Below are 13,598 nucleotides of genomic sequence, written 5' to 3'. Positions count from 1 at the left end.
CATGCCCGGTCCGCACACGGCGGACGGGCGGGAAGGCACCATGGGAACCATCACCGTCGGCACCGAGGGCTCGACCGCCGTCGAGCTGTACTACGAGGACCACGGCTCCGGCCAGCCGGTCGTCCTGATCCACGGCTACCCGCTCGACGGGCAGTCGTGGGAGAAGCAGACCGACGCGCTGGTCAAGGCCGGTTACCGCGTCATCACCTACGACCGCCGGGGCTTCGGCCGGTCGAGCAAGACCATGACGGGCTACGACTACGACACCTTCGCCGGTGACCTGGACAAGGTCCTGACCCACCTCGACCTGCAGGACGTCGTCCTCGTCGGCTTCTCGATGGGCTCTGGTGAGGTCGCCCGCTACCTCGGCACGTACGGCTCGCGTCGGGTGGCGAAGGCTGCCTTCCTCGGTGCGCTCCAGCCGTTCCTGCTGCAGGCGGAGGACAACCCCGCCGGCGTGCCGCAGTCGGTGTTCGACGGCATCGCGGAGCAGGCCGAAGCGGACCGCTACGCCTGGTACGAGAACTTCTTCGTCGACTTCTTCAACACCGACGAGACGCTCGGCTCCCGTCTCAGCGACGCCGCGCTCCGGGCGAACTGGGCCACCGCCATCGCGTCGGCGCCCGTGGCGGCGTACGCGTGCGTCCCGGCGTGGCTGACGGACTTCCGGGCCGACGTGGAACGCATCGACGTGCCTTCGCTGATCCTGCACGGCACCGCCGACCGCATCCTGCCGATCGACGCCACCGCCCGCGAGTTCCGCCGCCGCCTGCCCGACGCGCGCTACGTCGAGATCGACGGCGCTCCGCACGGCCTCCTGCTCACCCACGCGGCCGAGGTCAACGCCGCCCTGCTCGCCTTCCTCACAGACTGAGAACCGGACTCGTGCACACTCTCCAACACCGCGTCACCGCTCTGCTGGCCGTCATCGCCGCTGCCGCCGGGTTCGCCCTGTTCGGCATGTCGAACGCAGTGGCAGCCCACGGGCGGAAGCCCACGATCGTCCTCGTCCACGGCGCCTTCGCGGACGGTGCGAGCTGGAACCCCGTCATCGAGCGGCTGCAGCGACGGGGCTTCACCGCCGTCGCCGTGGCCAACCCCCTGCGCGGAGTCGCCTCCGACGCCGAGGCACTCGACGCGCATCTCGCTGCCATCGACGGGCCTGTGGTGCTCGTCGGCCACTCCTACGGCGGCGCCGTCATCACCAACGTGAAGGCACGTTCCCCGAAGGTGAAGGCGCTGGTGTACATCGCCGCCTTCGCCCCTGCCGAGGGTGAAGCCGCCGCACAGCTCGCCGCGAAGTACCCCGGCAGCACTCTGGGTGAGACGCTGGCGGCGGTCCCGCTGCCCGACGGCTCGAAGGACCTCCACATCAAGCCGCCGCTCTTCCGGCAGCAGTTCGCGGCCGACGTCCCGGCGCGGCAGGCGGCCCTCATGGCCAGCACCCAGCGTCCCATCAGGGACGCCGCGCTGAACGAGGCGTCCGGCACACCCGCCTGGGCGAGCATCCCCTCGTGGTTCCTGCTGGCCGGGGCCGACAAGAACATCCCTGTGCGGGCGCAGAAGTTCATGGCCGACCGGGCCGGTTCCCGCGCCACCACGACCGCCGAGGGAGCCTCGCACGCCGTGGCGGTCTCGCGTCCGAACCTGGTCGCCGAGCTCGTCCTCCGCGCCGCGGGCTGACGCCTCCCCTGGTCCCGTGATCCGGAGGTCACGGGACCAGGGCTGCCGCCCGGCCGCGAGAACGCCTCGGCCACGTGCGGTCCCACCTCTCTCCCCCGACGTCGCCCCCGCGGAACGACCTCCGTCATCCGGACGAGGTGGGCGACGGCTTCCTGCTGTCCTGATGAAGGAAAGTCATGCGCTTCCGCCCGTCACTCGTGCTGTCCCGGATCATCGAGAGCACGCTCGTCCTGCTCGGCGTCCCCATCTTCTGGTGGGACGACGCCAGGTGGATCGCGTTGTGGGACGTCCTCGCCGTCGTCTACCTCGCGATCCGCGTCACCCGCCTCCGCCGCGGCAAGCGGGCGGGCGACGACAAGGGCGCATGGGTCAAGACCGCGCTGGGCCGCCGCAGCGGCACCCTGTTCACCCTCTTCACCAGCACCATCGGCATCATGTCCGGCCTGACGATCGCGGTCGCCGAGGAAGGCACCCAGGCGGCGCTGAACAACAAGATCGCCGGTGTGCCCGCCGTGCTGCTGGCGTGGGCGATCCTGCACTTCGGCTACGCCGACCGCTACGCACAGGCCCACTACAGCGCCCTGCCCGAGAAGCTGCTGGTGTTCCCCGGCACCGAGCACCCGACGTTCATCGACTTCGCGTACTTCTCGTTCACCGTCGGCACCACGTTCGCGGTCTCCGACGTCGAGTCGCGCACCTCCGGGATGCGGCTGCGGATCCTCGCGCACGGGGTGCTCTCGTTCATCTACAACACCGCCATGCTCGGCATCGCCATCGGCGTGCTCAGCGGCTGATCACGCGCCGGCGCGGCGGTGCGTTCGGATCGGCGGTGCTTGAGGCCACGCCGATCCTCGGCAGAACGGCGGCTCCCCCGGTCGAGCTGGCGCGTCAGGCTCCGGCGCCGCCGTCCACCGGCACGATCGCGCCGGTCACCATCGACGCCCGATCGCTCAGCAGCCACGCCGCCACCTCGGCGACCTCGCGGGGTTCGGCCATGCGCCCCACCGGGCTCGTCGCGGTGATGTGCGCGATGACACCGGGCGTCGCCGCCTCCCACTGGTCGATCATCGCCGTCGCGGTGCCGCCGGGGGTGATGCCGTTGACCCTGATGCCCTCCCGCGCCCACGTGACGGCCGCGCTCTCGGTGAGGCTGTTGAGCGCGCGCTTCATCGCGCCGTACGCGGGGAGGACGGGGTTCGCCCTGCGGCTGCCGATGCTCGACGTGTTCACGATCGCGCCTCCGCCGTGGCGGCGCATCAGGGCCGCCTCGGCGGTCATCGCGGTCCAGTGGGCGCGGAAGTTCACCTCGAACTGTTCGTCGATCTCGTCGTCGGTGGTCTGGTCGAGCGGGCCGGGCTGCTGGACGACGGCGGCGTTGTTGAAGGCGCCGTCGAGGCGTCCGTGCAGTTCCTCGACGCGGTCGACGGCCGCGCGGATGCTGCCGCGGTCGGCGAGGTCGAGGGTGAGGGCGTCGGCGGTGCCGCCTCCGGCCCGGATCTCGGTCACGAGCCGGGCCAGCGCTTCGGTGCTGCGGGCGGCCAGCACCACGGAGGCGCCCTCCTGGGCGAAGAGGCGGGCGGCGGCCTCGCCGATGCCGCGGCTGGCCCCGGTGATCAGCACGACCTTGCCGGCGAGAAGTGTGTTCGTCATGGCTCCAGCGTGGAGCGGGCCGCCGGGCTGAGACAGGCACAGGCTGTACCAGGCTGGGGCACCGGTGTGCGGCCATACTCGGGGTGTGGACAAGCAGCAGCTCGGAGCGTTCCTGCGCAGCCGGCGTGAGCGGCTCAGGCCCGAGGACGTCGGGTTGACCGCCGGGCCCCGGCGGCGGACGGCCGGGCTGCGGCGGGAGGAGGTGGCCGTCCTCGCGCACATCTCGACCGAGTACTACGTGCGGCTCGAGCAGGGGCGGGCGCCGCGGCCGTCGGCCGAGGTGCTGGCCGGGATCTGCGGGGCGTTGCGGCTCACCGACGCCGAGGCCGACCACCTGCACGTGCTCGCGGGCACGGCGCCCAGCCGCACCGGGAGGCACCGGCGGGACGTCCGGCCCAGCATCCTCGCGTTGCTCGAACGGCTGCCGCGGACGGCCGGGTTCGTCACCTCGGCGACGTTCGAAGTGTTGGCGTGCAACGACCTCACGGCCGCGCTGATGGAGGACTTCCGCGAGCTCGAGCCGCGCGAACGCAACCTCGCGCGCCGTGCGTTCCTGGAGGAGCGGACGATGTACGGGGTCTCGGACGCCACCGAGTTCCGGCACCACGTCGTCATGCAACTGCGCAGCACGCTCGCGCGGTACCCGGCCGACCCCGCGGTGTCCGGGCTGGTCGACGAGCTGCGCGAGGGCAGTCCCGAGTTCGCCCGGCTCTGGGAACGGCACGACGTGCAGGCGGCGGTGGTGCTCACGAAGACGTTCCGGCACCCGGTGGTCGGCGAGATCACCGTCGACTGCGACTCGCTCGCGCTCACGGACTGCGACCAGCACCTCGTCCTCTACAGCGCGCCGGCGGGTTCGCGCGACGCCGAGGCGCTGGCGCTGCTCGACGTGCTGGGGAAGCAGACCTTCAGCACCTCCGAGAAGTCCTAAAAGGACTTCAGCTGGTCCTCTCAGGACTGAGAGATCGGATCTTGCCCGTCACCACGTGAGCGCATGCGGGTGAGGAGGTGCTGCTCGGCGACGTCGAAGTACTGGCGCAACGCCTCGCCCGCCTCGTCGACGCCGCCTCGGTCCGCGAGCACGAGGATCTCGCGGTTGAGGTGCACGTAGTTCTCGTGGAACTCGCGCGGGTCGCCCATGTGGTGGAACATCAGGCGCAGCTCCGCGAGCAGCCGCCGCACCTCCTCGTCGAGCCGCGCGCTGCCCGCGAGCCCGGTGATCGCGAGGTGGAACCGCATGTTGCCGGTGGCGACGTCGGTCCAGCGCTCGGCCTTCGCGGACTCCTTCTGGAACCGCACGGCGTCACGGACCTCCTGCCGCTGCTCCTCCGCGGCAGCCGGCCACGCCTTCAACGCACCGCTCTCGATCACCCGTCGCGCGGCGTAGAGGTCCACGACGTCCGCCACGTCCGGCGTGCGCACGAACACTCCCCTGCTGTGTTCGTGCACCAGCAACCGTTCGCGCGTAAGGAGTCTGAACGCTTCGCGCAGCGTGTTGCGCGCGACGCCGAGCGTGGTGCGGAGTGCTTCCTCGGACAGGCGGGTGCCCGGCGGGAGATCGCCTTCAAGGACGCGGATGCGGACGAAGTCGGCCACGCGTTCGGCCGTGCTCACCCTGCCCAGCCGGTCCGCGCCTGTCATGTGTTCACCTTATGCGCTCCACCAACCGGAAGCCGCTCGTCCAGTAGAACGCCGGGGTGGCGGCGGCGACGACGGCGAGCACCAGCATCGCCGTCGTGAGCCCCGCGATCCCGGCGAGGACCGTGCCGAGGACGGCGCCCACCGGCACGGTGGCGACGGTGACCGCGTTGACCAGCGCGCTCACCCGGCCGAGCAGCGCGGGTTCGGTCCGCCGCTGCCGCAGGGAGAGCAGGATCGTGGCCCACGCGGTGGCCGCCGCGCCGAAGAGGAACTGGTACACCAGCAGGACTTCGAACGGCCTGCCGAGCGAGGCGGCCGGGATGAGGAACAACGCCGCCGCCGCGACGGACGCGCACACCGCGCACGCCAGCCCCGTCCCGAGTCTGCGGGCCGCCCACGCCGATCCGGCAGCACCGAGCACGGCACCCAGGCTGAACGCGGACATCGTCAGGCCCACCTGGCCGGGCGGCAGCAGGAGCTGCTGGTAGGCGTAGACGAAGAAGAGCGCGCCGATGCCGCTGCCGGCGAGGTTCAGCGTCGCGGTGCCCAGCAGGCTGCGGCGGAGCACCAGGTCCTGGCGCAGGTATCGGATCGCGTCGGTCAGCTGCCGGTGCGCGCGTTCCGGGACGCTCTCGGTCTTGGCGCGCAACGCGGGCGCGGTCGCGGCGGCGATGACGGCGGCCGAGGCCAGGAACGTGGCGGCGGTGAGCACGAGGGCCAGCCACGCCGAGGCCGCCGCGATGATCAGCCCGCCCAGGCCCGGCCCGGCGACGCGGACCAGGTTGAGCAGGCCGGAACGGGTGGCGTTGGCCCGGTCGAGGTCCTCGGCCAGGTGCGGGATCGCCGTCTCCGCGGCGGAGTCGAACACCGCCGACGCGACACCGAGCACAGCCGCGAGGACGTACAGGATCCAGACGGACTGGACACCCGACGCGATGGCGGCTGCCGCGGCCGCGAGTGCGCAGGCCCGGACGAGGTCCATCGACACGAGCACCGAACGCAGCCGGGCGCGGTCGACGAGCACGCCGCCGAACGGGCCCAGCAGCGCGGCCGGGAGGAACTCCGCCACCAGCAGCAGGGTCGCCGGGCCGATGCCGGAACCGAAGGCCAGGATCGCGACCGCCGGCAGGAGCACCACGGTGATCTGGGTGCCGGTGGTGCTGATCGCCTGCGCCACCAGCAGAAGCCACCAGTCGCGCGCGAACCGTGCGCTCACGTTCCCCCTCAAACCGGGCGAAAAGGGTTAGGCGACAACCACCTCGACGCCCGCGGCGCGCAGCCGTTCCAGCTCCTCGGCGGGCGCGGAGGAGTCGGTGATGACGACGTGGACGTCCGCGATCCCGGCGATCCGCGAGAACGCGCGCTTGCCCACCTTGGACCCGTCCGCGAGGACGACGACGCGGTCCGCGGTGCGCAGCAGGCAGTGGTCGGTGTGGGCCTCGACCTCGTCGTGCGTCGTGATGCCGCCGCGCGAGTCGATGCCGTCGACGCCGAGGAAGACCAGGTCGAGGCTGATGCCGGCGAGCGCCCGGTCGGCGATCGGGCCGACCAGCTCGTAGCTCTCCGGCCGCACGCCGCCGCCGGTGACGACCAGGTCGATCGTGGGGCGGGGGCACAGGTCCGAGGCGATGTTGAGGGCGTTCGTCACGACCTTGAGCTGCCTGGTGCCGGCGAGCAGGCGGGCGAGCTCCGTGGTCGTCGTGCCGCCGTTGAGCCCCACCGAGTGCACGGACTCGCCGACCAGCCTCGCGGCGGCCTCGGCGATCTGGCGCTTCTCCTCGCGCCGGCCCACCCGGTACCGCAGCGGCAGCTCGTAGATGACCTCCGCCGCCACCGCGCCGCCGTGGGTGCGCTTGAGCAGCTTCTGCTCCTCGAGCGACTGGAGGTCCCGGCGGATCGACGCGACCGACGTGCCCAGGTCCTCCGCGAGCCCGGTCACCGTGACCGAGCCCGCGTCCGCGAGCTTCCCCAGAATGGCAGCAAGGCGCTGCTCTTGACGCATCCGATCACTATAACGCAGCAATCATGCTCGCTTTAGCGCGAATCACCGGCAATCGCGCACTTCACCTGCTCGTTATCGCAGTGCGGCAGGCAGTAGGTCGCCGTGGGCCGCCGTCATCGCGGCCACCAGCTCGTCGATCTCGGTCACGGTGAGCGCGGCGGCCGTCGCCGGATCGCACAGGGCCGCGTGCCGGACGTGATCGGGGTTGCCCTCCACGGCCGCCGCCACGGTCAGGTCGACGACGTTGAGGAAGCCCCGGTTCAGGGCCGCGAGCTGACGGGGCAGGGCGCCGACGCGGTGCGGGTGCACGCCGAGCCGGTCCAGCGTCGCGGACACCTCCACGGCGGCGCCCTCGGGCAGGTTGGAGATCAGGCCGTGGTTCGCGACGTTCACCTGGATCGTGCGCCGCTGCCCGGTGACGAGGCTGTGGATCACCTGCGGCGCGTACTCGACGGCGTCCTCGGTCAGCGGCGGCGGTGGGTCTCCGGCGGCCAGCGCGTCGCGGGTCTTCTCGTACGTGGCGACGTTGTCCGCGCTGATCGTCGCGTACTCGCGGACCGGGAGGCGCAGACGCTCCACTTCGGACCGGTGCCGCAGGTACCAGGGCACGTACTCGGACGAGTGCTCGCTCGTCTCCGTCGGGTAGAAGCCGAAGCGGCGGTACAGGTCGACGCGCACCCGCCGGGCCAGCCCGGGATCGGCCGCGATCGCCGCGTCCAGGGCCGGGTACAGGTCGCGGCCCTCGTGCTGCCAGCGCAGGATCCACGCCTGGTGGTTCACGCCGGCGGACAGGAAGTCCACCTCGTCGTGCGGCACCCCGACCAGCGCGCTCAGGTCGTGGATCGTCCAGTGCACGGAATGGCACAGCCCCGCCACCTTGAGCCGCGGCGCGACGGTCGCGAGGTACTGGATGTTCATCGCCATCGGGTTGGTGTAGTTGAGCAACCACGCCTGCGGGCACACGGCGAGCATGTCCGCCGCGAGCCCGTCCAGGAACGGGAAGGTGCGCAGGCCGCGGAAGATCCCGCCGATCCCCAGGGTGTCGCCGATGGTCTGCCGCAGGCCGAACGACTCCGGCACGTCGAAGTCCGTCAGCGTCGCCCTGTGCCCGCCGATCGCGACCATGTTGACGACGACGTCGGCACCCTCCAGGGCTTCCCGGCGCGCCAGCGAGGTGCGGATGCGCTTTCCCCCGGCCAGGCGGGCGAGAGCGGCGGCGACCTCCAGCCGTTCGGAGTCGATGTCGTGCAACGAGATGGTGACGTCAGCGAGCTCCCGGAACGACAGCACGTCCCGCAGGAGCTGGCGGGTGAACTCGACGGAACCCGCGCCCACGAAGGCGATGGTGAACATGGGAGAGCCTTTCACTTGATGCCCGCCGCGGCCACCGACCGCACGAAGAACCGCTGGGCGAAGAAGAAGACGAGCAGGACGGGCAGCTGGCTGAGCACCGTGCCGGCCATGAGCTTCGGCCAGTTCGTGGTGTGCGCTCCCTGGAAGCTCTGCAGTCCCAGTTGGACGGTCATCGCGTCCGGACTCTGCACGACGATCAACGGCCACAGGAAGTCGTTCCAGGTCTGCAGGAACGTGAGCACCGCGAGGGTCGCGAGAGTCGGGCGCATCAACGGCAGCAGCACCTGCAGCAACGTCCGCAGCCTGCTCGCGCCGTCGATCCGCGCGGCCTCCTCCAGCTCGCGGGGCAGCGTGGTGAAGAACTGCCGCATCAGGAACACGCCGAACGCGGTGGCCAGGTTGGGCGCGATCAACGCGCCGAGCGTGTCGACCAGCCCCAGCGACCGCATCATGATCAGCAACGGCAGCATGACGATCTGGAACGGCACCATCAGCGTCGCGAGCATCAGGAAGAACGCGACCCTGCCGCCGAGGAACCGGATGCGGGCGAAGGCGTACCCCGCGAGCGAGCAGAGCACCAGGTTGCCGGCCACGCAGACGACGGACACCACGAAGCTGTTGACCAGCCACGACCCCAGTGGCGCGTCCCGCATCGCCGCCAGGTAGTTCTCCCACTCGATCCCGCTGGGGAGCCCCGGGGGGAACCTGCGCGACTCCGCCTGGGTGGACACCGACACCAGCAGCATCCAGACCAGGGGCGTGACCATCACGACCGAGAGCGGCAGCAGGACCAGGTGCAGTGCGCTGGGCCTTCTCATCGAACCTCGTAGTGGGACCGGCGGTTGAACCGCAACTGCAGGAGGGTGAACGCGGCGATCAGCACGAAGACCGCACAGCCGATGGCCGCCGCGTAGCCGCCGTCGAAGCTCACGAAGGCCTCGTTGTAGAGGTGGTAGACGAGCACGGTGGTCGCGCGGAGCGGCCCGCCCTTGGTCGTCACGTACACCGCGTCGAAGAGCTGCAGGCCGTTGATCGTGAGCCACACCAGCAGGAACCCGGTGGCGGGCGACACCAGCGGCAGCTCGACGTGCCAGAACGAGCGCGCACGGCCGCATCCGTCCAAAGAGGACGCTTCGAGCAGGTCCCTCGGCACGTTCTGCAACGCGGCCAGGTAGATGATGACCGCGAACCCGAGCCAGCCCCACACCGTCATCGCGACCACGGCGAACAACGCCTGACCGGGATCGGAGAAGAAGCCCTGCTTGGGCAGCCCGACCGCGTCGAGCGCGGCGTTGACCAGCCCGAACTGCGGGTTCGCCAGCCAGCTGAACATGATGCCGGTCGCGACCGTGGACGTCACCAGGGGCACGGACACGGCGAGCCGGTACAGCACGACGCCGCGGATCCGCTGGTTGAGCATCACCGCTATCGGCAGGGCGAGCGCGAGCGTGACCGGCACGAACAGTGCCACGTAGACGAGCGTGCGGCGGGCGGCGTCCCAGAACAGCGGGTCGGCGACGAGCTTGGCGTAGTTCTCGCCGCCCGCGAACGTGCCGGGCGAGGTGAGGTCGGTGTGCTGGAAGGAGAGCGCGAACGACCACACGACGGGGACGAGTCCGAACACCCCGATCAGCACCACGGCGGGGGCGGCGAACCCCCACCCGGCGGCGTGGTCGGCGAGCTTGCGGCGGTCGAGCGTCACGATCCCGCCAGCGCCTGGTCGACCTCGCCGCGGGACTGCGCCAGCGCGGCCTCCGGTTCGGCCTGACCGAGCAGGACGGACTGCACGGCGGTGCCCAGCACCTGCGAGATCTTGGGGTACTGCGGGATGTTGGGCCGGGACTTCGTGACGTTCTTCGCGAGGTTGTCGACGAACACCTTGGTACCGGGGTACTTGGCCTCGAACTCGGCGTAGCCGGAGAGGTCCACCTCGGACTGGCGGATCGGCAGGTGACCGGTCTCCATCGCGAACTCGAGGTGGATCTCCGCGGAGAGCAGCCACTTCAGGAACGGCAGCGCCTTCGTGCGGCCGTTGTCACCGAACACGACGAACGTGTCCGGCCCGGCGATCGTCGCGTGGGTGACCCTGCCCGGCAGGATCTGCACACCGTACGACACGTCCTCGTTGATCGAACCGAGGTCCCACGGCCCGGTCCACAGCATCGCGACGCGGCCGGAGTTGAAGAGGTTGAGGTACTGCTGGTCCCCCGCGTCCAGGTACACGGACTTGTCCGTGACGGCCATGTCCCGCAACAGCCGCATGGCCTGCAGCCCGGCGTCCGAGTCGAACGCGGCCTTCTTGCCGTCCGCGGCCAGCAGGTCGCCGCCCGCCTGCCAGAGCAGGGCGAGGAACCGCCACACCGTGTCCTCGGTGCCGTCGTTGACGTACGCCCAGCCGAACCTGCCGTCACCGCTGAGCTTCCGCGCGGCCGAGCGGAAGTCGTCCCACGTCCAGGACTCGGTGGGGTGTGCGATCTCGGCCTCGTCGAAGAGCTTCTTGTTGTAGACGAGCGAGAGGTTGTCGACGAGGGCGGGAACGCCGTAGATCTTGCCGTCGACGGTCGCGGCCTCGCGGCCCGCCGGGAAGAGGTCGTCCCAGCCGAACGCCGCGTCGCCGCGCAGCAGGTCGGTGAGGTCCTGCGTCTGCGGGCGGCCGGTGAGCCCGGTGATCGAGGAGCCGTACTGGTAGGCGACCTCCGGCGGGTTGCCCGAGGCGAACGACGCCAGCGTCTTCTGCAGCGCGTTGTCGTTGCCGCCGTTGAACACCAGCTCGACCTGCTGGTCGGGGTGCGTGGTGTTCCAGCGCGCCGCGAGCTTGTCGAACGCCGCGGCCTCCTTGTCGGTGTAGCCGTGCCACACCTTCACCTTGCCGTCACCGCCGGAGCCCGTGCCGCACGCCGCCGTCATGACGAGCGCGGCGCCCATGGTCAGCACCGTCCGGCGGCTCAGCCCTCTGCCGTGTGCCACGTCGACTCCTCAGGGGTGGGTGCGGCTGTGTGGTCGGGGACACTAAGCGTGAATCGCTCAAACACGCAAGCACCGTGACCGATTGAGATTGCTTTCTAGCCGCACAGGCCTGATCTCGCTAGAGTCGCTCACACTCAATCACCATTCATGAGCGATCAAGGAGTAAGGCGCCTATGACCTCCCCTGCACGCGCCCTGGCCGGGACCGCCCTCACCGCACTCGCCCTCGCGGCCTGCGTCGCCGGGCCGATGACGTCGTCGAGCCAGGCGGACACCTCGGCCGCGGCGGTCGAACTCCCTCCGGCCGGCGCGGTCCTCGACTACCAGCTCGGTGCCGCGTACACGCCTCCCCGCGGCGTGACGATGGTGACGCGCGACGCCACCGCCTCACCCGCCGCCGGCCTCTACAACATCTGCTACGTCAACGGGTTCCAGTCCCAGCCCGCCGACCGCGACGTGTGGCTGAACCAGCGCGGGCACCTGGTGCTCAAGGACTCGTCCGGCAGGCCGATCATCGACCCGAACTGGCCGGACGAGTTCCTGCTCGACACGTCGACGGCGGCGAAGCGCACCGAGCTCGCCTCGATCATCGGCCGGACCCTCGACCAGTGCGCGGCCAAGGGCTTCAAGGCCGTCGAGGTGGACAACCTCGACTCCTACCTGCGTTCCAAGGGCAAGCTGAGCGTGAACAACAACCTCGCCTACGCGAAGCTGCTCGCCGACCGCACGCACGCCAAGGGCCTCGCGATCGGCCAGAAGAACTCCGCCGAGCAGGCCGCACGCGGACGCTCCGAGGTCGGTTTCGACTTCGCGGTCTCCGAGGAGTGCCACCGCTGGGAGGAGTGTTCGTCCTATTCGGACGTGTACGGCTCGCGCACGATGGACATCGAGTACACCGATGACCTGCGCGGCACGTTCGAGGACGTGTGCGACGACCCGGACACCCCGGCCACCACGACGTTGCGCGACCGCTACCTCGTCGGGCCCGGTCAGTCCGGTTACGCGTTCGACCACTGCTGACGCGGTCCGGGGTGGCGGCGTGTGCCGCCACCCCGTTCGTTCGTGGATCAGCACCTCACCCAGTGGTTCGGGGCGGTCTGCCGGATCACGCTGGTGGTGAAGGTGTTCCACAGCCCGAGGGGCTGGTTCGAGCCCAGCGCGTAGGTCTGGCCCAGTGTCACGTGGGCGCGGCCGGCGACGGTGTGGGCGTAGTTGCTCGCGGTCACGCATTCCGAGTCGGCGGGGTCGTGGTGATGGTCGTCGTCGTGGGCGACGGTCCGCCGGTGCTCAACGCCTTGACCATGTTCACCACTGCCGCCATCTGCGGTCCGGACTTGAGCGCGTACTGCGGCGACTGGTATCCCCACCAGTCCCAGCAGCCGCGGGGGTTGCCGGTCATCGTGGTGGCCTGCGGGTAGAGCACGATCATGTTGTTGGTGTCGGCGTACTCGTTGAGATAGGCCTTGTCCATCAACGCGTTGCCGACCAGTCCGAAGTACTGGTAGCACCCGTGCAGCGTCACCATCAGCTTGCAGGGCCCGGTCTCGCACGACCGCGGCACGTAGGCGAACCCCTCGCGTCCCATGCTGATCGACGCCGCGTTGCCGCCGGGTGCGTACTGGCCCTGGTCGAACTGGACGAGCTTGCCGGACAGCGTCGAGGTGGCCGGGTTCACCGAACCGAAGAGGTGCCCGAGCATCTCCTTGACCGGGTCGGAGGTGCCGCACTTGTTGACATACGGCGAAGCCGTGGCACCGCAGGCGTTCGGGCCGATCGGGCTGACCCACGCGTGCCCGGCCGCGCTGGTGTTGTTGTAGGTGACGCGCGCGCCGAAGTCGCGGTAGTAGGTGGCGAGGTCGTCGTTCACGACGCGGGCGACGGTGTCGTCCGCGGTGCCGTGGAAGAGCCAGACGGGGTCGCCGGACAGGTTCGCCGGCGCGTCGAGGGTGCCCGCCGCCGCCCGGTCGCGGGTCAGTTGTTCCAGCTGGGCGGGCGTCTTGCGGGCTTGGAGGGTGTCCATGCACGCGAGGAGCGCGGTGTTGAGGTTGTTCTGCGCGCAGTCGTAGGCGCCGGCGGAGAAGATGCCCGCGCCCTGGAACAGCCCGGAGTACGCGACGTGCAGCTGGTTCGCCATGAAGCCGCCGGACGACAACCCGCTGACGTAGGTGCCGGTGACGTCGTACTTGGTGAGGGCGCCGGACTGCGGTGGCGGGACCGCAGCGAGCGAGATCGACAGGGAAGCAGCGGCCAGGCCGGTGGCCGCCGCGAGTGCCACGAGCACGTTCCTCAATCGCATGTGCGCC

15 protein-coding genes are annotated in these 13,598 nt (G+C 70.5%); 5 read left to right on the top strand and 10 right to left on the bottom strand.

Translation table 11 applies throughout. The annotated features are described in order from the left end of the window. The first annotated feature begins 1 nt into the window (after nt 1). The 3 genes from IEY88_RS01455 to IEY88_RS01445 all read left to right on the top strand — a co-directional run bounded on the left by IEY88_RS01455 (nt 2) and on the right by IEY88_RS01445 (nt 2,477). Nucleotides 2-874 (top strand): alpha/beta fold hydrolase, encoded by an 873-nt coding sequence (locus IEY88_RS01455; RefSeq protein WP_229692987.1) that lies wholly within the window; start codon nt 2-4, stop codon nt 872-874. A gap of 86 nt (nt 875-960) precedes the next feature. Continuing rightward, nucleotides 961-1,683, top strand: coding sequence for an alpha/beta fold hydrolase (locus IEY88_RS01450; RefSeq protein WP_189153481.1), 723 nt, complete (start codon nt 961-963; stop codon nt 1,681-1,683). 176 nt (nt 1,684-1,859) lie between these two features. Continuing rightward, the gene (locus tag IEY88_RS01445; protein WP_189152715.1) at nt 1,860-2,477 is read left to right on the top strand and encodes a DUF1345 domain-containing protein; all 618 of its coding nucleotides are present in this window, start codon (nt 1,860-1,862) and stop codon (nt 2,475-2,477) included. A gap of 94 nt (nt 2,478-2,571) precedes the next feature. Here IEY88_RS01445 and IEY88_RS01440 read toward each other — a convergent pair whose 3' ends face one another. After that, entirely contained in the window at nt 2,572-3,333 is a 762-nt protein-coding gene (locus IEY88_RS01440) for an SDR family NAD(P)-dependent oxidoreductase (protein WP_189152714.1), read from the bottom strand. Nucleotides 3,334-3,418: 85 nt separating this feature from the next. On the opposite strand from IEY88_RS01440, the gene IEY88_RS01435 reads away from it, so the two are divergent. Further along, a complete protein-coding gene (locus IEY88_RS01435; RefSeq protein WP_189152713.1) occupies nt 3,419-4,264 on the top strand; it encodes a helix-turn-helix transcriptional regulator in 846 nt (281 codons plus the stop codon). Nucleotides 4,265-4,284: 20 nt separating this feature from the next. Here IEY88_RS01435 and IEY88_RS01430 read toward each other — a convergent pair whose 3' ends face one another. The 7 genes from IEY88_RS01430 to IEY88_RS01400 all read right to left on the bottom strand — a co-directional run bounded on the left by IEY88_RS01430 (nt 4,285) and on the right by IEY88_RS01400 (nt 11,296). Continuing rightward, complete coding sequence (locus tag IEY88_RS01430) at nt 4,285-4,974, bottom strand: GntR family transcriptional regulator (RefSeq protein WP_189152712.1); 690 nt, start codon at nt 4,972-4,974, stop codon at nt 4,285-4,287. A gap of 4 nt (nt 4,975-4,978) precedes the next feature. Next, a complete protein-coding gene (locus tag IEY88_RS01425) occupies nt 4,979-6,190 on the bottom strand; it encodes an MFS transporter (protein WP_189152711.1) in 1,212 nt (403 codons plus the stop codon). 27 nt (nt 6,191-6,217) lie between these two features. Then, the gene (locus tag IEY88_RS01420) at nt 6,218-6,976 is read right to left on the bottom strand and encodes a DeoR/GlpR family DNA-binding transcription regulator (RefSeq protein WP_189152710.1); all 759 of its coding nucleotides are present in this window, start codon (nt 6,974-6,976) and stop codon (nt 6,218-6,220) included. A gap of 72 nt (nt 6,977-7,048) precedes the next feature. After that, the gene (gene melA / locus IEY88_RS01415; RefSeq protein ID WP_189152709.1) at nt 7,049-8,329 is read right to left on the bottom strand and encodes an alpha-galactosidase; all 1,281 of its coding nucleotides are present in this window, start codon (nt 8,327-8,329) and stop codon (nt 7,049-7,051) included. 11 nt (nt 8,330-8,340) lie between these two features. Further along, nucleotides 8,341-9,147: a carbohydrate ABC transporter permease gene (locus IEY88_RS01410; RefSeq protein ID WP_189152708.1), complete on the bottom strand. Its 807-nt coding sequence runs from the start codon at nt 9,145-9,147 to the stop codon at nt 8,341-8,343. Further along, entirely contained in the window at nt 9,144-10,031 is an 888-nt protein-coding gene (locus tag IEY88_RS01405; RefSeq protein ID WP_229692986.1) for a carbohydrate ABC transporter permease, read from the bottom strand. Before IEY88_RS01405 ends, IEY88_RS01410 begins: the two co-directional genes overlap by 4 nt. Beyond that, the gene (locus IEY88_RS01400; RefSeq protein ID WP_229692985.1) at nt 10,028-11,296 is read right to left on the bottom strand and encodes an ABC transporter substrate-binding protein; all 1,269 of its coding nucleotides are present in this window, start codon (nt 11,294-11,296) and stop codon (nt 10,028-10,030) included. Before IEY88_RS01400 ends, IEY88_RS01405 begins: the two co-directional genes overlap by 4 nt. Nucleotides 11,297-11,469: 173 nt before the next feature. Here IEY88_RS01400 and IEY88_RS01395 point away from each other — a divergent pair, with 173 nt between their 5' ends. Continuing rightward, complete coding sequence (locus IEY88_RS01395; RefSeq protein WP_189152707.1) at nt 11,470-12,315, top strand: endo alpha-1,4 polygalactosaminidase; 846 nt, start codon at nt 11,470-11,472, stop codon at nt 12,313-12,315. Between the two features lie 47 nt (nt 12,316-12,362). Here IEY88_RS01395 and IEY88_RS01390 read toward each other — a convergent pair whose 3' ends face one another. Together IEY88_RS01390 and IEY88_RS01385 are read right to left on the bottom strand one after the other, a co-directional pair. Beyond that, complete coding sequence (locus IEY88_RS01390) at nt 12,363-12,521, bottom strand: hypothetical protein (protein WP_189152706.1); 159 nt, start codon at nt 12,519-12,521, stop codon at nt 12,363-12,365. Next, a complete protein-coding gene (locus tag IEY88_RS01385) occupies nt 12,518-13,591 on the bottom strand; it encodes an extracellular catalytic domain type 2 short-chain-length polyhydroxyalkanoate depolymerase (protein WP_189152705.1) in 1,074 nt (357 codons plus the stop codon). The genes IEY88_RS01390 and IEY88_RS01385 overlap by 4 nt, the downstream gene beginning before the upstream one ends. Between the last annotated feature and the right edge of the window lie 7 nt (nt 13,592-13,598).

Origin of the sequence: Lentzea pudingi (genome assembly GCF_014646255.1) — a bacterium.
Lineage (GTDB): Bacteria > Actinomycetota > Actinomycetes > Mycobacteriales > Pseudonocardiaceae > Lentzea > Lentzea pudingi.
Note: the sequence above shows the minus strand (reverse complement) of the source record. Positions and strands in the feature narration are given on the sequence as shown.